Origin of the sequence: Marinobacter alkalisoli, assembly GCF_045449795.1 — a bacterium.
In the GTDB taxonomy this organism is placed as follows: domain Bacteria; phylum Pseudomonadota; class Gammaproteobacteria; order Pseudomonadales; family Oleiphilaceae; genus Marinobacter.
Genome location: NZ_JBJJLB010000004.1, coordinates 112,763 through 133,885 on the forward strand (window position 1 = coordinate 112,763; position 21,123 = coordinate 133,885).

The 21,123-nt window shown below is 57.1% G+C and carries 18 protein-coding genes; 11 read left to right on the plus strand and 7 right to left on the minus strand.

All coding sequences use genetic code 11. From position 1 onward, the window contains the following. The 5 genes from rng to ACJO3M_RS01495 form a co-directional block, all read right to left on the minus strand. Positions 1-1,482, minus strand: coding sequence for a ribonuclease G (gene rng, locus ACJO3M_RS01475; protein ID WP_406999056.1), 1,482 nt, complete (start codon positions 1,480-1,482; stop codon positions 1-3). After that, entirely contained in the window at positions 1,475-2,077 is a 603-nt protein-coding gene (locus ACJO3M_RS01480; RefSeq protein ID WP_406999058.1) for a Maf family protein, read from the minus strand. Before ACJO3M_RS01480 ends, rng begins: the two co-directional genes overlap by 8 nt. Positions 2,078-2,086: 9 nt before the next feature. Continuing rightward, complete coding sequence (gene mreD / locus ACJO3M_RS01485) at positions 2,087-2,563, minus strand: rod shape-determining protein MreD (protein ID WP_406999060.1); 477 nt, start codon at positions 2,561-2,563, stop codon at positions 2,087-2,089. Continuing rightward, positions 2,563-3,399 carry a rod shape-determining protein MreC gene (gene mreC, locus ACJO3M_RS01490; RefSeq protein ID WP_406999094.1) on the minus strand — a complete coding sequence of 279 codons (837 nt, stop codon included), beginning with the start codon at positions 3,397-3,399 and terminating at the stop codon, positions 2,563-2,565. Before mreC ends, mreD begins: the two co-directional genes overlap by 1 nt. 185 nt (positions 3,400-3,584) lie before the next feature. Then, on the minus strand, positions 3,585-4,625 hold the full coding sequence (locus ACJO3M_RS01495) for a rod shape-determining protein (RefSeq protein WP_406988454.1): 1,041 nt from the start codon (positions 4,623-4,625) through the stop codon (positions 3,585-3,587). A gap of 387 nt (positions 4,626-5,012) precedes the next feature. Here ACJO3M_RS01495 and gatC point away from each other — a divergent pair, with 387 nt between their 5' ends. The 3 genes from gatC to gatB are packed head-to-tail and all read left to right on the plus strand — an operon-like array spanning position 5,013 to position 8,263. Continuing rightward, positions 5,013-5,300 (plus strand): Asp-tRNA(Asn)/Glu-tRNA(Gln) amidotransferase subunit GatC, encoded by a 288-nt coding sequence (gene gatC / locus ACJO3M_RS01500; RefSeq protein ID WP_406988438.1) that lies wholly within the window; start codon positions 5,013-5,015, stop codon positions 5,298-5,300. A gap of 32 nt (positions 5,301-5,332) precedes the next feature. Beyond that, entirely contained in the window at positions 5,333-6,790 is a 1,458-nt protein-coding gene (gene gatA / locus ACJO3M_RS01505) for an Asp-tRNA(Asn)/Glu-tRNA(Gln) amidotransferase subunit GatA (protein WP_406999062.1), read from the plus strand. A 21-nt stretch (positions 6,791-6,811) separates the two neighbouring features. Next, a complete protein-coding gene (gene gatB, locus ACJO3M_RS01510) occupies positions 6,812-8,263 on the plus strand; it encodes an Asp-tRNA(Asn)/Glu-tRNA(Gln) amidotransferase subunit GatB (RefSeq protein WP_406999064.1) in 1,452 nt (483 codons plus the stop codon). Positions 8,264-8,737: 474 nt separating this feature from the next. On the opposite strand, the gene rimO is transcribed toward gatB, so the two are convergent. Then, positions 8,738-10,081, minus strand: a complete 1,344-nt coding sequence (rimO, locus tag ACJO3M_RS01515) for a 30S ribosomal protein S12 methylthiotransferase RimO (RefSeq protein WP_406999066.1) — start codon at positions 10,079-10,081, stop codon at positions 8,738-8,740. Positions 10,082-10,480: 399 nt separating this feature from the next. On the opposite strand from rimO, the gene ACJO3M_RS01520 reads away from it, so the two are divergent. The 7 genes from ACJO3M_RS01520 to ACJO3M_RS01550 all read left to right on the plus strand — a co-directional run bounded on the left by ACJO3M_RS01520 (position 10,481) and on the right by ACJO3M_RS01550 (position 18,568). Then, complete coding sequence (locus tag ACJO3M_RS01520) at positions 10,481-10,891, plus strand: PilZ domain-containing protein (protein WP_406999068.1); 411 nt, start codon at positions 10,481-10,483, stop codon at positions 10,889-10,891. A 168-nt stretch (positions 10,892-11,059) separates the two neighbouring features. Next, positions 11,060-11,968, plus strand: a complete 909-nt coding sequence (cysD, locus tag ACJO3M_RS01525) for a sulfate adenylyltransferase subunit CysD (protein ID WP_406999070.1) — start codon at positions 11,060-11,062, stop codon at positions 11,966-11,968. A gap of 1 nt (position 11,969) precedes the next feature. Further along, positions 11,970-13,628, plus strand: a complete 1,659-nt coding sequence (cysN, locus tag ACJO3M_RS01530; RefSeq protein WP_406999072.1) for a sulfate adenylyltransferase subunit CysN — start codon at positions 11,970-11,972, stop codon at positions 13,626-13,628. A 264-nt stretch (positions 13,629-13,892) separates the two neighbouring features. Then, entirely contained in the window at positions 13,893-14,906 is a 1,014-nt protein-coding gene (locus ACJO3M_RS01535; protein WP_406999074.1) for a nucleoid-associated protein, read from the plus strand. Positions 14,907-15,077: 171 nt separating this feature from the next. Beyond that, positions 15,078-15,854, plus strand: a complete 777-nt coding sequence (locus ACJO3M_RS01540) for a substrate-binding periplasmic protein (RefSeq protein ID WP_406999076.1) — start codon at positions 15,078-15,080, stop codon at positions 15,852-15,854. 87 nt (positions 15,855-15,941) lie between these two features. Further along, positions 15,942-17,963, plus strand: coding sequence for a phospholipase effector Tle1 domain-containing protein (locus ACJO3M_RS01545; RefSeq protein ID WP_406999078.1), 2,022 nt, complete (start codon positions 15,942-15,944; stop codon positions 17,961-17,963). Further along, on the plus strand, positions 17,963-18,568 hold the full coding sequence (locus tag ACJO3M_RS01550; protein WP_406999080.1) for a DUF2931 family protein: 606 nt from the start codon (positions 17,963-17,965) through the stop codon (positions 18,566-18,568). Before ACJO3M_RS01545 ends, ACJO3M_RS01550 begins: the two co-directional genes overlap by 1 nt. Before the next feature lie 23 nt (positions 18,569-18,591). Here the strand turns inward: ACJO3M_RS01550 and trmH are convergent, their stop codons facing one another. Next, the gene (trmH, locus tag ACJO3M_RS01555) at positions 18,592-19,341 is read right to left on the minus strand and encodes a tRNA (guanosine(18)-2'-O)-methyltransferase TrmH (protein WP_406999082.1); all 750 of its coding nucleotides are present in this window, start codon (positions 19,339-19,341) and stop codon (positions 18,592-18,594) included. Positions 19,342-19,716: 375 nt separating this feature from the next. On the opposite strand from trmH, the gene miaB reads away from it, so the two are divergent. After that, positions 19,717-21,063 (plus strand): tRNA (N6-isopentenyl adenosine(37)-C2)-methylthiotransferase MiaB, encoded by a 1,347-nt coding sequence (miaB, locus tag ACJO3M_RS01560; RefSeq protein WP_406999084.1) that lies wholly within the window; start codon positions 19,717-19,719, stop codon positions 21,061-21,063. The last annotated feature ends 60 nt before the right edge of the window (positions 21,064-21,123 follow it).

Here is a 21,123-nt window from a genome sequence, read left to right on the forward strand (position 1 = left end):
TTACAGCAGGACTACGTCGTACTGTTCCTGGCTGTAGAATGGCTCTACCTGAAACCGGATGGTTTTCTCTATGAAGGTTTCCAGGTCGGCAACGTTATCGGATTCCTCATCCAGCAGCCGATCCACCACGCTCTGGGAAGCCATCACCAGGTAGCTTTCCGTGTCGTAGGCCCGGTTCACCCGGAGAATTTCCCGGAATATCTCATAGCATACCGTTTCGCTGGTCTTCAGGAAGCCACGGCCATCACAGATCGGGCAAGGCTCACAGAGGATCTGTCCCAGGCTTTCCGTGGTCCGCTTGCGGGTCATTTCCACCAGCCCCAGTTCCGATACCCCGGTTATCTTGGTCTTGGCGTGGTCACGCTCCAGCATCTTTTCCAGCATACGGTGGACCTGGCGCTGGTGCTCGGAATCTTCCATGTCGATGAAATCAATGATGATAATGCCGCCCAGGTTCCGCAAGCGCAGTTGCCGGCTGATGGCCCGGGCCGCCTCGAGGTTGGTCTTGAAGATGGTTTCTTCCAGGTTCCGGTGCCCGACAAACGCCCCGGTGTTGATGTCGATGGTGGTCATCGCTTCGGTCTGGTCGATGATCACGTACCCGCCGGACTTCAACTGAACCTTGCGGCTGAGGGCTTTCTGGATCTCATCTTCCACGGAATACAGGTCAAAGATGGGCCGCTCGCCGGGGTAATATTCCACCTTGTCGGAAAACTCCGTGACGAATTCCTCAACGAATTCCATCACTCGCTGGTGGCTTTCCCGGCTGTCGATGCGGACCTTTTCGGTCTGGGGGCGGATCAGGTCGCGAATGGTGCGAATAAACAGCGGCAGGTCCTGATACACCACCGTCGGCGCCTGAACCCGGGCAATGCGTTCATGGATGGACTGGCTGAGCCGGTGCAAATAGGCCATATCACCGATCAGGTCGTCCGGAGCGGCAGCCTCCGCCGCAGTGCGGATAATATAACCGCCCTCCGCGTCGGTCTGCTTCGCAGCGGATTCCTCTACCAGGGTTTTCAACCTCGCGCGTTCGTTATCATCCTCAATACGCTGGGAGATGCCAACGTGAGAGGTACCCGGCATAAACACCAGGTAGCGGGAAGGGATCGACAGTTGGGTGGTCAGGCGGGCGCCCTTGGTACCAATCGGGTCCTTGGTCACCTGTACCACCAGGGACTGACCTTCCCGCAGAAGGGTGCGGATATCGGGCACTACCTTTGGAGCTTCGTTGGTTTCCTGTGCCGTTGACTGGCTGGCGACCACGTCGGAGGCGTGAATAAAGGCGGCACGCTCCAGCCCGATATCGACAAACGCCGCTTCCATACCCGGCAATACCCGAACGACCTTGCCCTTGTAGATATTACCAACAATACCCTTGCGGCTGGTCCGTTCAATATAGGCTTCCTGCAGCATGCCGTTTTCGACAAGAGCCACCCTTGTCTCGACCGGGGTAACGTTGATCAGAATTTCTTCACTCATTGTGGCTCTCCAGACTACGTTGCCAGACTTTCCAGACCGGGTAACCGGCTTGCGCCAGCAGTGTGGCGGTCTCCTGCAGCGGCAAACCCACCACCGCGCTGTAACTGCCCCGTATTTCCTTTACAAAAATACCACCAAGTCCCTGAATTCCATAACTTCCTGCTTTGTCCATCGGCTCCCCGCTTGCGACATAGGCGCGTATCTCTTCACTGGACAGATTCCGGAAGGTCACATCGGTAGTGACCAGACAGGTCGAGCAACGCCCCCGGGACGCCAGCGCCACGGCGGTCATTACCTGATGAGTGTGGCCGGACAGCCGGCTCAGGGTTGCCTCGGCCTCGGCAGCATCGGCTGGCTTGCCAAGAATGTGGCCGCCCAGCACCACCGAGGTATCGGAACCGAGAACCAGCCATTCCGGATCCACCGCGCCTGCCAGGGCTTTTTCCCGCGCCAGGCGCTCGACGTAGGCCGAGGGGAGCTCCCCCGCTTCAGGCGTCTCGTCGATATCCACGGGCCGGGTATGAAAAGACAGACCAATCTGCGTCAGCAGTTCGGCGCGTCTGGGAGAGGCCGAAGCCAGAATGATGGACTGCATGGGAACATCCTATCCCAGTTTGCGGTTAAGGTTATCCAGCAGCACACACACAAAGGGCCAGGCAATGGCGCTGGTCAGTGCCGGCCAGAGGTAACTGAAACCGGCATCCTCACCGCCCAGCATCTGCTTTATGAAGTGCACCAGCATCTGGTTGATGCCGAGCAACAGGAATACCATCAGGCACTGCTGGGGCATTGGGTACATACGCAACCGCTGGTGAATGGTCAGCACCAGGAAGGCAATCAGCCCCATCGCCAGGCCATTGACGCCCAGCGGCGTGGCTTCCAGTACATCCAGCAGCAATCCCAGGCACCAGGCCAGCAGGATGCCAAACTGTGCCGGGGCCCGAAACGTCCAGTAGAACACCATCAACCCCAGCCATTCGGGCCGGAATTCAAACCAGCCCACCGGAAACAGGGAAATACTCAGCACCAAAGCAAGGACCACACTGAGGGCGAAGACCGGATAACTGATCACGGATAACATCAGCGCACCTCTTCCCCGCCGGCTTCAACGCCGACGTTCACTGCGGCGCCGTCCTGGCCCGGCACGTTGCCGTCCTCGTCTCCCTCACCATCGGGCGGGAAGACCACCAGAACCAGACTGCTCTGGTTAAGACGGGCTTTGGGGGTTGCATCAATATTCACGAAGGGTTCACCCGGCTCCTTGGTAATACTGGCCACCTCGGCTACCGGATAGCCTTTGGGGAAACGCCCACCCAGGCCTGAACTGACCAGCAGGTCCCCCTCGCGGATATCAGCGGTGTCCGGCACATGCACCAGCTCCAGTGAATTAATATCGCCGTTGCCCAACAGGATGGCTCGCAGGCCGTTGCGCACCACTTCCACCGGTACCGCGTGGCTGCTGTCGGACACCAGCAGGACCCGTGAGGTGAAACTGCTGGTTTGTTGCACCTGTCCCAGCAGGCCGTTGGCGTCGAGGATGGCCTGACCGACGGTGACACCGTCCCGACTGCCTTTGTTAATGATAACTTCATGGGAAAACGGATCCGGCGACACGCCCACGATTTCGCCCACAATGACGCGGTCATCCAGCACTTCCGATGAGTTCATCAGGCGACGCAGTTCGTTGTTCTCGGATGCCAGGGCCGCGTATTTCAGGGCGCGACGTTCAAGAATCAGCAGGCGGGCCCTGAGGTCTTCGTTCTCGGCCTGCAGGTCTTCGCGGGTTGTGAACAGGCCGGCAACCCAGTGCTCCAGCTCGGATGGCGCGTTGCCCAGCCAATGGATCGGGGCCAGGCCGGTACCGATCACACTGCGGACCGAGGTCAGTTTGTCGAAACGGGCGTCCGCAACGATCATTACCGCTGATATCACAATCACCAGCAACAATCTGAAACCGGGAACGGGGCCTTGCACAAAGATGGTTTTAATGGCTGACCCTCCCGCCATTAAATACCGGGCAGATACGACAACCGCCGCAGTGGTAGCCCACTTGCGGCGGTCGGGGACGAGAGGGTGTCAGGCGTGATGCCAGTACCACGGTATTACGCCTCCTGAGAGAACATTCCGATTCCACCCCGGTCAATCACTTCCAGCGCCTTGCCGCCACCGCGGGCGACACAGGTCAGCGGGTCTTCGGCAATAATCACCGGCAGGCCGGTTTCCTCGCTGATCAGCTTGTCGAGGCCACGCAGCAAGGCGCCACCACCGGTCAGCACAATGCCGCGCTCGGCGATGTCGGAAGCCAGTTCGGGCGGAGACTGTTCCAGCGCGCTTTTGACGGTCTGGACAATCTGGGCCAGGGACTCCTGCAGGGCATCGAGAATTTCTTCGCTGTTCAGGGTGAAGGCCCTGGGTACGCCTTCAGCCAGGTTGCGACCGCGAACATCGATCTCGCGGATATCCAGACCTTCGTAGGCACAGCCAATTTCGTGCTTGATGCGCTCGGCGGTCGAGTCGCCGATCAGGCTGCCGTAGTTGCGGCGTACGTAGGTGACGATGGCCTCATCGAACTTGTCACCACCCACCCGGACGGATTCGGCATAGACAATGCCGTTCAGGGAGATGATGGCAATTTCGGTGGTACCGCCGCCGATGTCGACGATCATGGAACCGCTGGCTTCTTCTACCGGCAGACCGGCACCGATCGCCGCAGCCATGGGTTCTTCGATCAGGTAGACTTCACGGGCACCTGCACCGAGGGCGGATTCACGGATGGCTTTGCGCTCAACCTGGGTCGATTTGCTTGGCACACAGACCAGTACCCGCGGGCTGGGGGTGATGAAGCTGTTTTCATGCACTTTGTGGATAAAGTGCTGCAGCATTTTTTCGGTCACCACGAAATCTGCGATCACGCCGTCTTTCATGGGGCGGATGGCGGTGATGTTCCCGGGCGTGCGGCCCAGCATCCGTTTTGCTTCGGAGCCGACTGCTGCGACCATTTTCTGGGAGTTACTGGTGCGGATGGCCACAACGGAGGGCTCATTCAGCACAATTCCGCGCTCACGCACGTAGATTAGGGTGTTCGCGGTGCCCAGGTCGATGGACAGGTCGCTGGAAAACATTCCTCGGAGTCTTTTAATCAACATTCGTGTAGTTTCAACCTGAGAGTTGCAGTCGCAGAAAAGATGCGGCAACTTTAGCAGTGAGCACCCCCGCAGGCAAGGCACGATCAGGCCCTGAGCCCATCCATTAACACTTTGCCACAAGTTTGCTACACAAAGTGGCCCCCTCCCGCCAATGCCGGAATCTGTTACCATACCGCTTTTATCTCTAGCTTGGGTGCAGGGCGCCTGGGAGACGGCTTTCCAAAACACGCTGTGAATACGTCCTTGTACGCTTGGGCTCCGCCATCCATGGCTCCGCACAGTTTTGGAAAGCCGTCTCCCAGGCACCCTCGTAGTCCGTGCAATTTTCGGCTGGCGTCAGCTCAGCCCATAAGTTACTGAAACTTCATATTTCTGGGAGGCAATGTGACCATTTCCCGCAAGGACATTGAAAAAGTCGCTGTGCTCGCCCGCATTCGTGTGGACGAGGAGCAGGTCTCGGCACTTGAGAAAGACCTGGGCAATATTCTGGACCTGGTCGATCAGCTGGGTGCGGCGGACACGGACAATGTGGAGCCCCTGGCCCACCCGCTGGATGCGGTCCAGCGCCTGCGCGCAGATGAGGTTACGGAGACCAATCAGCGGGAAGCTTTCCAGGCCATAGCGCCGGCGACCGAAGACGGTCTTTACCTTGTACCCCGCGTTATCGAGTGATCGGACGAACAGCGACGTAAACAGGAAGTATCATGCATAACAAATCTGTAGCAGAGCTCTCCCGCGAGCTGGAACGCGGCGAGATTTCCAGTGTGGAGCTGACTCAGCAGTTTCTTGATCGCATCAAGCAGGAAGACGGTCGGTTCAACAGTTTTATTACGGTGACCGAAGAGCAGGCACTGGCGGATGCGAAGGCGGCGGACGAGCAACGTGCTGCCGGTAACGCCACCCCCTGGACTGGCGTGCCTTTTGCCCACAAGGACATTTTCTGCACCAACGGGGTTCGTACCACTTGTGGTTCGAAGATGCTGGAGAATTTTGTTCCTCCTTACGATGCCACGGTGACTGAGAATTTCCGCAAGGCCGGCGCGGTGTGCCTGGGTAAAACCAATATGGATGAGTTCGCCATGGGCTCTTCCACGGAGTCGAGTTATTTTGGCGCCACTGCTAACCCGTGGGGTCTGAGCCAGGGCGAGAAGCGGGTTCCGGGCGGGTCGTCCGGCGGTTCTGCTGCCGCGGTGGCCGCGCGGTTGGTGCCGGCAGCGACGGCGACGGATACCGGCGGATCCATCCGCCAGCCGGCAGCCCTGTGTGGCGTTACCGGCCTGAAGCCGACCTACGGGCGGGTTTCCCGTTATGGGATGATTGCGTTTGCCTCCAGTCTGGATCAGGGCGGCACTATGGCGCGGACGGCGGAAGACAACGCACTGATGCTGAACGTGATGGCGGGGTTTGACCCGAAGGACTCCACGTCTATTGACCGGGATGTGCCGGATTACACTGCGACGCTGAATGAGCCGCTGAAAGGCCTGAAAATCGGATTGCCGAAGGAGTACTTCAGTGATCAGCTCAGCCCGGCGATGGAGGAGCAGGTTCGCAATGCGGTGAAGGAATACGAAAAGCTGGGGGCGACGGTTAAAGAGGTGTCGCTGCCGAACGCCAAACTGGCGATCGCCGCTTACTACGTGATTGCGCCTGCCGAGGCGTCCGCCAACCTGTCCCGTTTTGACGGGGCGCGTTACGGTTACCGCTGCGAAGACCCGAAAGACCTGATGGACATGTACACCCGCACCCGCGCTGAAGGTTTCGGTAATGAGGTCAAGCGCCGGATTCTGGTGGGCACCTATGCGTTGTCTGCCGGCTACTTTGATGCCTACTACCTGAAGGCCCAGAAAGTTCGCCGCCTGATTCAGCAGGACTTTATCAATGCCTTCAAGGAAGTGGACGTGCTGATGAGCCCGACCACGCCATCTCCGGCGTTCATCCAGGGCGAGAAGACCAACGATCCGGTCACCATGTATCTGGAGGACGTGTTCACCATCGCCATTAACCTGGCGGGCGTGCCGGCCATGTCGGTGCCGGCCGGTTTCGTGGATGGTCTGCCGGTAGGGCTGCAAATTATCGGGGATTATTTCTCCGAGGCCCGCTTGCTGAACGCCTCCCATCAATTCCAGCAGGTGACCGACTGGCACCAGCGTGAACCGCAATAAGCCCGAGACAGGAGAATGAGTATGCAGTGGGACATTGTGATCGGGCTGGAAATTCACGTTCAGCTCGCCACCCAGACCAAGATTTTTTCCGGCTCCAGCACCGCCTACGGCGCCGAGCCCAACACCCAGGCCAACGCGGTTGATCTGGCCATGCCAGGCACCCTGCCCGTGCCCAATGAACAGGCGTTCCGCTACGCGGTCATGTTCGGCTTGGCGGTCAATGCCGAAATCGAGCGCCGCTCCGTGTTCGAGCGCAAGAACTACTTCTACCCGGACCTGCCCAAGGGCTACCAGACCACCCAACTGGAGCGCCCGATTGTCGGCCCCGGCTATGTGGACATTGACCTGGCCAGCGGCGAATCCAAACGCGTGCGCATTCACCACGCCCACCTGGAGGAAGATGCGGGCAAGTCCCTGCACGAAGACTTCCACGGCATGACCGGCATCGACCTGAACCGCGCCGGCACGCCGCTGATCGAGGTGGTCACCGAGCCTGACATGACCAATGCCGAGGAAGCCGTGGCGTTTGCCAAGAAACTTCACGGCATTGTGACGTCACTGGGCATCTGTGACGGCGACATGTCCCAGGGCTCCATGCGTTTTGACGTCAATATCTCGCTGAAGCCGAAGGGCTCCGACACCTTGGGCACCCGCACGGAAACCAAGAACCTGAACTCCTTCCGTTTCATGGAACAGGCCATTGCCCACGAAGTCGAGCGGCAGATGGACATTCTGGAAGACGGCGGCACGATCGTGCAGGAAACCCGCCTGTACAACGGCGACCGGGATGAGTCCCGTTCCATGCGGACCAAGGAAGAAGCCAACGATTACCGCTACTTCCCCTGCCCCGACCTGCTGCCGGTGGAAATCGATGATTCGTTCATTGATGAAGCCCGCAACAGCCTCCCGGAACTGCCGGATGCTCGTAAAGCACGTTTTATGGATCAGTACGGCCTGAACGACTACGACGCAGGTCTGCTGGCCGGGGATTCAAGACTGGCCGCTTTCTTCGAGGAAGCCGTCAGCCATGGCAAAGACGCCAAGCTGACGTCTAACTGGATCCAGGGCGAATTCTCCGCGCGGCTGAATGCTGAAGAGAAATCGGTAGCCGAATCCCCCATTACCGGCGCCCAGTTGGGTGATCTGGTGGTGCGGATTGCCGACAACACGATTTCCTCCGCTGGCGCGAAGAAGGTATTCGAGGCGCTTTGGAGCGGCGAGAACGACAATGTCGACGCCATCATCGATGCCAAGGGCCTGAAGCAGGTCTCTGACACCGGCGCCCTGGAGTCGATGGTCGATGAGGTTCTGGCCGGCATGCCGGATCAGGTGGCCCAGTACCAGAACGAGGAAGATCCCAAGAAGCGCAAGAAAATGCTCGGCGGCTTCATGGGGCCTCTGATGAAGGCCTCCAAGGGGCAAGGGAATCCGAAGCTGTTTAACGAGATTCTTGTTAGGAAGCTTGGGGGGTAAGAGGTTGGACTTGGGTCGGGAATTCTTGCTTCGGCCCTAGCCTTTTGGCTTTGGGGGAAGGTCGTGTTTGTGGTCCCTTCCCAAAAACCGCTACGAGCACATCCATGTGCGCTTCTCTCAGGCCATCCATGGCCTTCGAAATTTTTGGGAAGGGACCACAAACACGACCTACCAAGCTCCACAGCAACCTCCAAAGCCAACGTAGGTCGGATTAGCAAAGCGTAATCCGACAAATGTTGCAACTCCATGCATGGCGTCGGATTACGCTTCGCTAATCCGACCTACAAGGCGTCTCATCCTTGGCGTTATCGCAAAGCTTGGCAGCCTTGGTGGGCGGCTTCTCCGAAAAATTTCGGAGGCCATGGATGGCCGGAGAGAAGCGCACACGGACGTGCTTGTAGCGGTTTTTCGGAGAAGCCGCCCACCAAGGCCCTCCCGCACACCTAAAAGGCTAGGAGCCCAACTCAAAGGCTATCAAAGAAGCCGCCCCCAAAGATCATGCTCATCCGCATGCTCAACAACGGCCTGAACAATCTGCCCCGGCACCAGGTCGGTTTCGTCGTTGAGGTAAACCATGCCATCAATCTCCGGTGCATCGGCCTTTGAACGACCAATGGCACCCTCTTCGTCCACTTCGTCGATCAGCACATCAATGGTTTGACCGATCTTGGCCTGCAGACGAGCGGCGGAGATCTGGGCCTGCTTTTCCATGAAACGGGCCAGGCGCTCTTCTTTCACCTCTTCAGGCACCGCACCTTCGATTTCATTGGCCTTTGCCCCTTCTACCGGGCTGTAGGTGAACGCACCCACGCGGTCCAGTTGGGCTTCGTCCAGCCAATCCAGCAGATACTGGAAGTCCTCTTCGGTTTCACCAGGGAAACCAACAATGAAGGTGGAACGGATGGTCAGCTCGGGGCAGATTTCGCGCCACTTGCGGATGCGCTCCAGGGTCTTGCTGTCGTGGGCCGGGCGCTTCATGGCCTTGAGGACTTTCGGGCTGGCGTGCTGGAACGGGATGTCCAGGTACGGCAGGATCTTGCCTTCGGCCATCAGCGGGATTATGTCGTCCACGTGAGGATAGGGGTAAACGTAGTGCAATCGCACCCACACGCCCATCTCGCCCAGCGCCTCGCACAGTGACAGCATTTTGGTCTTTAGCGGCCGGCCCTGCCAGAAGCCGGTGCGGTATTTGGTATCCACGCCGTAGGCAGAGGTGTCCTGGGAGATCACCAGCAGCTCTTTGACACCGGCATCCACCAGGCGCTGGGCTTCGTCCATCACATCGCCGATGGGACGGCTGACCAGATCACCCCGCATGGACGGGATGATGCAGAAGGTGCAGCGGTGGTTGCAGCCTTCGGAGATTTTCAGGTAAGCGTAATGCCTGGGGGTCAGTTTCACCCCCTGAGGCGGAACCAGATCGGTGAACGGATCGTGCTCTTTCTTCGGCGGCACAAATTGGTGTACCGCGCCGACGACTTCTTCGTACGCGTGGGGGCCGGACACCGCCAGCACGCCCGGGTGGGTGTCGCGGATCTTGTCCGCTTCCACACCCATGCAGCCGGTAACGATGACCTGGCCGTTTTCGTTGATGGCTTCGCCGATGGCATCCAGGGATTCCTGCTTGGCGGCGTCGATAAACCCGCAGGTGTTCACCACCACAATGTCAGCATCGTCATAGGTTGGCACAACGTCATAACCGTCGAGTCGCAACTGGGTGAGGATGCGCTCGGAATCGACCAGCGCCTTCGGGCATCCGAGGCTGATAAAGCCGACTTTGCCGCTGCCGGTTACAGAGGTTTCGGGTTTGTCTGTCATATGCGCGTCAGGATTCCTGGGGCATGTTGCCCACGGGTGAATTTAGAGCGACAGTTTACCCCAGCAAGCACAAGGCCTGAAGCAAAACGCCGTGCCCCTTCCGGGAATTGATGGACGGGAATCAACCTGGAGCTGACAACTAACTGACGCAATGTTCAGAATTACTTCACAAAACTGACACTAACAGCGACAGACGTCTTGCTGTTCACTAATTAAACAACTAAACTTTCAGTCGGTTATGGAGTTTTGCACAGCATTTTCATCAAATGACCAGGCCACCCGACCCATTGGTCGAGTGATTCATTAACCCTGTTTTCAAAGATCAGTTCCGGGAATTTTGGACGAGCGTTTATGGGTAAGGCAGCCAACTTTGAAACCAAGCACGCCAAAAGAGTCAGAATGAAACCAGTTGCCTTTAAGCTGAACCTTCGAAACCAACAACGGGTGGATGTTTCATCCGAGGTCACCATTGAGCGAAAGGACGGCAGTTGCCTTACCTGCAAAATCGCCAATCTTTCCCGTACCGGCATCATGATTTCCTGCTCTCAGGAGCTGGCGAGGGAACTTATTCCCGGGCAGAAAGCGCCGGTTCCAGGCAGCTGGGTTCCGGTGACGGCCCGGTTTTCTGTCCCGGTCGTGCCGACCCAGCCGGTCTCCGTCACCGCTGAGGGCAGCATTGTTCACATGCGCCGCATCGCCCGGGATGAATTCCAGGTCGGCATCCAGTTTGCCGAATTCGAGGGCAACGGGTACGACTATGTGGATCGTTACGTCAGCAAGTTGCTCTCCTCGTCCGACACGCTGTCCTGATAACTTACGGGGCAGACGGCTCCTCTCGATGGCACGGAACAGCTCCTGATATATTCATATAGCACCAAACTCTAGTTACACACCTTCTTATACCCTAATCGCCTCTGGTATAGTTGCCCTATTCACACGCAAAGCCATTTTCGGCACGCAAGGCGGCAACAGATTACGATGACCACATATAACCTGACCCATCTCAAGCAGCTGGAAGCTGAAAGCATCCACATCATTCGGGAGGTCGCAGCCGAGTTCGACAACCCGGTCATGCTTTACTCCATCGGCAAGGACTCTGCAGTTATGCTGCACCTGGCCCGTAAGGCATTCCACCCCGGCACGCCACCATTTCCGCTGATGCACGTGGACACCACCTGGAAGTTCAAGGACATGATTGAATTCCGGGACCGCAAGGTTAAGGAATACGGCCTGGACCTGATCGTTCACAAGAACGAAGACGGCATCAAGCAGGGTATTGGCCCATTCACCCACGGTAGCGCCAAGCACACCGATGTGATGAAAACCCAGGCCCTGAAGCAGGCCCTGGACAAGTACAAGTTTGATGCCGCCTTTGGTGGTGCCCGCCGGGATGAAGAGAAATCCCGTGCCAAGGAGCGGGTGTATTCCTTCCGTGACGAATACCATCGCTGGGATCCCAAGAACCAGCGCCCGGAGCTGTGGAATACCTACAACGGCAAGATCAACAAGGGCGAGAGCATCCGCGTCTTCCCGCTGTCCAACTGGACCGAACTGGATATCTGGCAGTACATCTATCTGGAAAATATCGAGATTGTTCCGCTGTACTACTCCGCTGAGCGCCCAGTCGTTGAACGTGACGGCACGCTGATCATGGTGGACGACGATCGCATGCCCCTGAAGGAAGGCGAGAAGCCGATGATGAAATCCATCCGCTTCCGCACCCTGGGCTGCTACCCCCTCACCGGTGCGATCGAATCCGAAGCCACCACGCTGCCTGAAATCATTCAGGAAATGCTGCTGGCCACCAGCTCCGAGCGTCAGGGTCGCGTGATCGACCACGATTCAGCCGGCTCCATGGAACAGAAAAAGCGGGAAGGGTACTTCTAAGATGTCACACCAGTCTGATCTGATCGCCGAAGATATTCAGGCCTACCTGAAGCAACACGAGAACAAGGAACTGCTACGCCTGTTGACCTGTGGCAGTGTCGACGATGGCAAAAGCACCCTGATCGGCCGCCTGCTCCACGACACCAAGATGATCTACGAAGATCACATGGCGAGCCTGAAGACCGACAGCGCCAAGATGGGCACCACCGGTGAGAAGCTGGACCTGGCCCTGCTGGTGGACGGTCTGCAGGCGGAGCGCGAACAGGGCATCACCATTGATGTCGCCTATCGCTACTTCTCCACCGACAAGCGCAAGTTCATCATCGCCGACACCCCGGGCCATGAGCAGTACACCCGCAACATGGCCACCGGTGCGTCCACGGCGCAGATGGCGATCCTGATGATTGACGCTCGCCACGGCGTGCTGACCCAGACCCGTCGGCACTCCTATATTGCGTCCCTGTTGGGCATTCGCCACATTGTCGTCGCCATCAACAAAATGGACCTGGTGGACTTCAGCGAGGAACGTTTCAACGAGATCAAGGACGAGTACCTGGCGTTCGCCGCCAAGCTCGGCCTGAAGGATATCCGCTTCGTGCCGATCTCGGCGCTGGAAGGCGACAACGTGGTCAACCGGAGTGAGAACACGCCCTGGTTTACTGGCCAGCCGTTGATGGAAATCCTTGAGACGGTGGAAGTTTCCCGTGACAAGAACCTGGAGCACTTCCGCTTCCCGGTGCAGTACGTCAACCGCCCCAACCTGAACTTCCGTGGGTTCTGCGGCACCATCGCATCGGGTGTGGTCCATCCGGGGGACAAGGTTATGGCCCTGCCCTCTCGCCGCACCAGTACGGTCAAGGATATCGTCACCTTTGAAGGCAATGTGGAAGAGGCCTATATCGATCAGGCCGTGACACTGACGCTGAACGATGAAATCGACATCAGCCGTGGCGACATGCTGGTTAAAGCGGAAGATGAGCCGGAAGTGGGCAACCGCTTCAACGCCAACATCGTGTGGATGACCGATGCACCGCTGGAAACCGGGCGCCTGTATGACATCAAGCTGGGGCCAACCTTTGCTTCCGGTACGGTGAAGAAGATTCACCACCAGACCGATGTGAATACCCTTGAGCAAAACACCAATCCAACGGCGCTTCAGCTCAACGAAATCGGCCTTTGTGAGTTGACCCTGAGTCAGCCGATCGCCTTTGACGCCTATCCGCGCAACCATGCGACCGGCAGCTTTATCGTGATCGACAGGCTGACCAACGTGACTGTGGGCGCCGGCATGATTGCCGGTACTGCGAGCGATGTGGAATCCCTGGAACCGGTCAGCGTGGAAGAACGCGCCCGCCGCCTGGCCCAGAAGCCAGCCATTATTGCCTGCAACGGCAAGCAGGCGCCGGCACTGGCATTGGCCGTCGAGCGCGCACTGTTTGACCAGGGCAAGACTACGGTCGTGCTCAGCGAGGATAACGCGGGTAACGCCGAGGATCGTAGGCGCACCGCCCAGCTGTTGTCCGCCCATGGGTTGATTGCGGTTGCGGTTAACCTTGGCACCGATGTCGCTACGGCTTCGGCTTCCGCAAACAGCGATCAGGACATTCCTGGCGCGGTTAACGAGCTGCTGCAGGATCTGGCTCGCAACAAGCGGATTTAATGCTGAGACTTCGGGCAACGGGTGGCTGGTCCCGGAGCGGGGTACCTTTTTCTTCTGGAAAAAGAACTCGCTTCGCTCAGACACCTTTGTTCCGGCAGAAAAATGCACCCCACCCCGGGACCGACCGGACTTTGTGGGAATTGCTGTCGGATTAGCGCAACGTAATCCGACAATTCACCGGACTCCGAAAATCGGTACAATGCAAAGCCCTGAGGGTCAGCTCTCAGGGCTTTGTTTTTTACTAACCAGGGAAACGACGATTTCATGGCCATCAAGCAGCTTCGTACTCTCTTTGCCAGCCAGTATCAGCCCGGACAACCGGCACGGGTTCGTCCAGGCGAAGCCCTGACCGAACCGGGTGGCGACTACGAGGCCCTTCACAAGCAGATGAAGCGCCTGTTCAACAGCAAGCCCGGCAAGAAATACGGCCGCTTCTCCGATGACATCGGCGAAAGCCCCTTCAGCAGCTGGCTGAAGGATTACCTGGAAGACAAGCAATCCTTTACCTCCCTGACCGATCGGCTGTTCGGGCAATGGCAGGAGTTGCTGAACGGCGCCCAGGAGGAGTTCGAAGGGCATCTGATGATTGTCCACGAAGCCCTTGCTGACTCGGAGGTGGTCTACCTGCTGATTCTGGAAAACGACAGCGCCATGCGCTTTGATGCCAAACAGACTCTGGATGCCACCGATATCCTGAGCCTGTCCCGCCTGAACCTGGCGGCCCGTATCGAGCTGGACGACTGGCACGGCGATAATCCCGGCGAGAACTACCTGACCCTTGTGCATGCCCGCGGCACCGGTGAAGGCGGCGATCTGTTCATCAAGCTGTGCGGCTTCACCAATCAGGTGGATGTGGAAAAAGAAACCGTTACGTTCCTGGATGCGGTGGAAGCTTTCGCGAAGACTTCCGAGCCGGAAGAAGCCGGCAAGGTGCGCGCCCGGGCCTATGAGTTCTGCAAGGAACAGCACGCCCTGGGCGAGCCTGTTGCCATTGAAGCCCTGTCCGGCTACCTCGATGAGAGCCAGCCCGAGCGGTTCAAGGAGTTTGCCTCGCAGGCCGCTGAACTGCCCGAGAGCGGAGTTCTGCACCCGGATCACCGCAAGGTGAAGAAACTGGTGCGCATTGCAGGTTCCGGCGGCGGTATGAGCGTGTCATTCTCCTCGGACCTGGTGAACCAGGCGGTCTACTACGACAAAGACAAAGACGCGCTGACAATCACACGGCTGCCGAAGGCGCTGCGGGAACAGCTGCAGCGGTATCTGGAAGCGCGAGAGTAAGCCCGAAACGGAGGTGTCGCAACGACACCTCCCGCCCCCTTCCTGACCTCAGATTTTCCTTTTGTTTCGCTGCAAGTAGCCTAAAGTTAATAAAGAACGTACGCAGTTCGCGTGTTACCAGCCACCGGTATAAGACACTGATGGAAGGACACCGCTCAGTAGGAGGCTGCGATGAAAGCGCTAACGTTGTGCTTCTGCATTCATGGCGTTTTCGCCACCTGCAGAGTACTTCTTGCAATTTTCACCCTCGCCTGGTCAATGCCCGCCTTCACCAGTGAACCACCCTGCGTTGTGGTGAACGGTCCTACAAGTGACCCGATTCTTACCCAAGCCAACTTCGAATGGACACAGCGCCTTATACAGCACCTGGAAGTTCGTGATGTCCACTGCAGGGCGCTGAATATTGACCATTGGGCGAGAGCAAACAAGATGTTTCGGGAAGGCAGCGCGGACGTCCTTTTCCCTGAAATAGTAGGCGACCCGGAGCAACCTGGCGTAACCGGAATACCCATTGCCCTGACCCACGGCTTCGTCATTTTCACCCGCCACGATACCGGCCCCCTGAATCACATCGAGAGCCTGGCGGGTCTTAAAGTGGGCACCATTCGAGGGCGCTATTACCCGGAAGAGCTACAAAGCCACCCAGGCATCCAGATCGTCCCCGCCAACTCGCTGGAGCAAAACATGAGAAAGCTGGCTCTGGGACGTATCGACGCCACGATCGAATACCTTTCCGATGGCGTGACACTTCTGAACCGTCTGGGACTGCGCTCCATGGCTCACCATGGCGACGAAATCGGAGCACAGGAACTGGCCTACCGGTTTCATCAGTCAGACAGGGGCGACTGGCTAAGACACCACTTTGATATCGCTGCGCAGGAGCTGATCGATAACGGCACATATCACCAACTCTTTACCGGAACCTCCCAGCGGATGATCACTGACTGAAAATGTGACGCAAAACGGTAACATTGGCTCCGGATTCGTTATGCTTACCCTGCTTTGAAAATCAAACGTCAACAAGGAGTGGTGACGATGCAACTCAAGAGGTCAATGGATTTGACCCCCTACGATATTCCACGGATAGAAAGTCCTTTCCTGGCAGCTTCCGAGACCCGCCGCAAAATCAACGCAGGACAGTTCCGCGAACACGACCTACGCAGACTGCTCAGGTTACAGCCGTATGGCCGGGTGGATCTCTGCGAGTTGGCGGTAAAACTGGTCGCTTCAGGCGGCGCTTTCCTGGTCCACGGCCCCATGGACGAAGGTCCGCTATCCCCCGTCGTCGCCTGGCGCTCGAGCCCCGAGCAGCCCAACGGCGGCGAATGGAGACCCACCGGCCAACTGCCCTTTGGCCTCAGCTACCCCCTGCAGGATCTGAACTCGGCCCGGCTGACACCGCAGGATATCAAGCGCGGCCCCTTTGCTCCGGGCTCAGGCTCTCCCACACCTCGCCAACGCCCGGAGACAGACGAAAGCCAACCCCATCGGCCCCAACAAGCGTCCTCCACCATCGCATCAACGGCCTCGGTGATGACCACGACCATCGCTGGAATCAAAGCCGCAGAGGACACGGAATCGCAGGAAGAGAAGGAACCAGAGGTTCATGTTGAGGTGGGGATTTTTACTGATGGGACGTTGAATAACGCATTCAATACTCAACAGATGCAAAACATAGTAGATGACGAATGTATCACCCCTCTGGAGAACAACGAGATTGATGAGATCGAATGCGAGCGCCGACTGGGATTGATTATGGGGGCTAGCTACACCAACACGCGCACCAATGTGGCGAAACTTTCAGATCTCTATCCCGAAGATGAAGTCGAACAGGATGGTATTATAACTATCCGCGTCAAGGCCTATGCCCCCGGACCAGGTTCCAAGACCGGCTCTGATGACTCTCTGTTCGGTGCGGCAACCGGGCTGGGTGAAACTGGGATTATCAATCAGGTCGAAAAGGCATTCCAGGAGATATCTTCTCAGCTTCCAACACGCCTTCGAGGTAGGCAAATCAAATCATTGAGTGCCGACATATTTGGGTTCAGCCGAGGATCTGCTTCGGCAAGACACGCCGCCAATGAAATTAGTTTAGGGAATGAAGGGATATTCGCAAGCCTGTTGAAAAAGTCTGGCGTCAAACCACCCTCAAATCTCGAAGTGCGATTTGTCGGCCTATTTGACTGCGTTGCTGCCATCGTTAACCCAATCGCGGGGGATCTGAAACCACACAATAATCGAAACAACCCCGTGAAAATGTTCCTTGATTCCGAAAAGATACAAAGCGCAGTACATCTGACCGCAAATCACGAACACCGGAAACTATTTGCATTAAACAGTCTTAAAAATCCGGATGGAAGCCTGCCAACCAACTTCCGTGAAATTGCACTTCCGGGAGCGCACTCCGATATTGGCGGAGGATATCCCGAAAGCCATATAGAAGAGGTTCTGGTTAGTCCATTGTACCCAATCCCGAGGAACCGCCACAGATGGCCAGAACAAACTGTCCAATGGGATAACCTGAAAACAATGCGCAAGAAAATTGAAGCTGAGGGCTGGATAGGGGATTACAGTCTTCCTTTAGACGGCACTCACGCCGGTGCGAACAGTAATCCTTCATTGGAAATTGTACGCCGATATCGCCCCCACCCCTCACCCGACGGCCACATGGAAATCGCATTGCGCATGGTGAGGAAAATCAAAGCTGGATATTCAAGAGTAACGCTCCGGATGATGCATGAACTAGCATCGAGCTCCCGAGTTCCATTTCATTCAATCGACCCGACGGATCCTATCTTGAGAATTCCGGATGAGCTTTCTCCAGTTTATGAATCGCTGGGCTCGCAAGTCTCTATGGATACAGATTGCCCCACTCTCTCTGACGACCACATGGACCTAGTTCTGCAAAGATATGTTCATTATTCAGCCCACTACAATAGCTTTGAAACTCTCATAGCTGGCCAACCCACTAGAATCCAACTTTTCCGCAACATGAGGCCTAACGCTCCCTCATCCTCAAGAGAGAGAGTCGTCCACCCAAATTTGGAGAATGATTGATGCGCCACGTCTACTTGCTCATCCTGATATTTATATCTGCACTCTCAGTAACAGGCTGCGCATCCCCTCCCTACTATGAACAGGATGACTTCAGGCGCATCACAGTCGGAGCCCCGAAGCATTACGAAATTTGGGTTTTGGATATGTTTCTCGAGAAAAGTGGGGAGCGAAACTGGCGGCAACCAATCGGAACTGTCGGATGCTGCTGGCAAGGTCCCTCGGGACCCAGTGGTGCTGGCTCAATTGCCAAACCCTTCCCGGAACTAATTTGGATACACTGGTTCTCTTTCGCAGAGCAGAAGTACTACGCCCATATGATCCATGTTCCAACAGATCTAACGGAACGAATGCGTGAGAAGGCGCCTCAAATTACCAATTACGACACCCGCCTCGTGCCAAGACACACATTGACCATTGGGTTAGCTCCCGGGGGAACCATCGTCATGTGGATTCTCAATCAAGGTGGCAACGAAATTGAAGTAATGCGCATGCAAGCCAAACCCATTGAAGGGGACCCATCGCATTTCCAGGAAAGAACGAAAGAGTATCTGAAAGAACACGGCGACTACCTGAAAGAACACGGCCTGCAACTGGACAAATGGTAGCCGCAAACCAGCAGGGAGCCGGATCAGCCCTGATCCGGCTCCTCAATAACAGAGACTTCCGGCGCATCATCCCAGCGGGGGCGGTTCTTGCGAAGTTCACGTACTCCCTGCATCCACCCAACGCCGTCAATAAGCTCGCCGGTTTCCGGATCAATCGGCGGATACGGCAGGTTCCGGTCATCGCAGTAACGTTTGACCGTAGGCTGGCACCAGCGGAATAACAGGCGGTTGTATTCGTCGTCTGGCAGCCGCCGGTAATCGTACAGCCCCGCTGCCTTTCGCTGGCGTTGGGCTTCGGCCAGGATGATGGCGCAGGCGGCGGAGACATTCAGGGATTCCACCATACCCATCATTGGAATCACGATGTGCTCGTCCGCCACTTCGGCTGCAGTGGCACTTACTCCATCCAGCTCATTACCCATGATCACCGTGCAGGGCACCGTGAAGTCGGCTTCGCGGTAATCAATGGCACGGTCGGACAGCTGTGCTGCGTACAGTTTGTGGCCCTGCCCTTTCAGCGTACCAATGGCGTCTTCCAGGGTGCGATGGGTGTGGGTAGTCACCCAGTTGTAGCTGCCACCGGTGGTTTTTCGAAAGGCGCGAAAACCTTCCTTTGGCCATACGGTGTGCATGTTGGCCAGTCCGAATGCGTCGCAGGAACGGATGATAGCGGACAGGTTCCTGGGCTTGTGGACCTGGTCGGTGAGGACGCTGAGATCCGGTTGGCGGGTGTTCAGGGTTTGTTTGATTCGGGCCAGGCGTTCTGGGGTCATAGCGTTGTGTGGGATTGGTTATTGGGTTGTCGGATTACGCCTTCGGCTAATCCGACCTACAGATCTAGAGTTTCGCTCGAAAGTACGGGAAGCCGCTGGCAGAGCTCTTCCCAAAACTGTTGAGGGCCAGGGACGGCCCGAAACAAGCGCACATGGATGTGCTCGTAGCGTGTTTTGGGAAGAGCTCTGCCAGCGGCTTCATGCACCATAAGCAGCAAACTAGGACAAAATAATACCACAACCGATCTAGCAACAAGCCGAGACAATGGTGGTTGCGGATTGATCACCCCGTTATAATACGCAGTTCCTTTTTTGCTAGCGCCTCTGAAGACCAACGCAAGCCCGGCGCAACATCCACCAGATTACGTGAGAATCATGGCCAAGAAGCTGTACATCAAGACCCACGGCTGTCAGATGAACGAGTACGACTCTGCCCGCATGGCAGACCTGCTCAAAACCGGTGAAACCGTCGAAATGACGGACACACCCGATGACGCCGACATTCTGCTGCTGAACACCTGCTCCATTCGTGAAAAGGCCCAGGAGAAAGTGTTTCACCAGCTCGGCCGCTGGAAGGGACTTAAAAGCAAAAAGCCGGATCTGATCATCGGCGTTGGCGGTTGCGTGGCCAGTCAGGAAGGTCAGGCCATCCTCGACCGCGCCCCGTATGTGGACATGGTGTTCGGCCCGCAAACCCTGCACCGCCTGCCGGACATGATCACTGAAGTCCGCGCCAAGGGTAACGGCGTTGGCGTGGTGGATGTCAGCTTCCCGGAAATCGAGAAGTTCGACAACCTGCCGGAGCCTGGCGCTGATGGCCCCTCTGCGTTTGTGTCCATCATGGAAGGCTGCAGCAAGTACTGCACGTTCTGCGTGGTGCCTTATACCCGGGGCGAGGAAGTCAGCCGTCCGGCGGATGATGTCATTGCCGAAGTGGCGCACCTGGCGAGCCAGGGCGTGCGTGAGGTAAACCTGCTGGGCCAGAACGTGAACGCCTACCGCGGCGAGACCTACGACGGCGACACTATGGACCTGGCGGAACTGATCACTCTGGTGGCCGCCATCGACGGCATCGACCGCATCCGTTACACCACGTCGCACCCGGTGGAGTTCACCGACGCCATGATTGATGTCTACGAGCAGGTGCCGGAGTTGGTCAGTCACTTGCACTTGCCTGTGCAAAGCGGTTCGGATCGAATCCTGGCGGCGATGAAGCGCGGCCACACGGCACTGGAGTACAAATCCAAGCTTCGCCGCCTGCGCAAGATTCGTCCGGACATCAGCTTCTCGTCGGATTTCATTATCGGGTTCCCGGGTGAAACCGAGAAGGACTTTGAAGACACCATGAAGCTGATTAATGACATCGGCTTCGATATGTCCTTCAGTTTTGTTTACAGCGCCCGGCCGGGCACTCCGGCGTCGGATTTGCCGGATGACACGCCCATGGAGGTGAAGAAGCAGCGCCTGAGCATCCTGCAGGACCGGCTGAATCAGAACGTCATGGACATCAGTCGCAAGATGGTGGGTAGCACACAGCGTATACTGGTGACTGGCCTGTCCAAGAAGGATCCTGGCGAGTATGCCGGTCGGACCGAGAACAACCGGATTGTGAATTTCCGGCATGAGAGTCCGGAAGTCGTGGGGCACTTTATCGACGTCGAGATTGTTGAGGCTTATCCCAATTCTTTACGTGGGGTGCCTGTTAACTCGGAGCTGTTTTAGGGTTCGGCTCGTATGCGTCTGGAGCTTGGAGTTTGGAGAGTGGTGGGAAGCCCCTCCCAA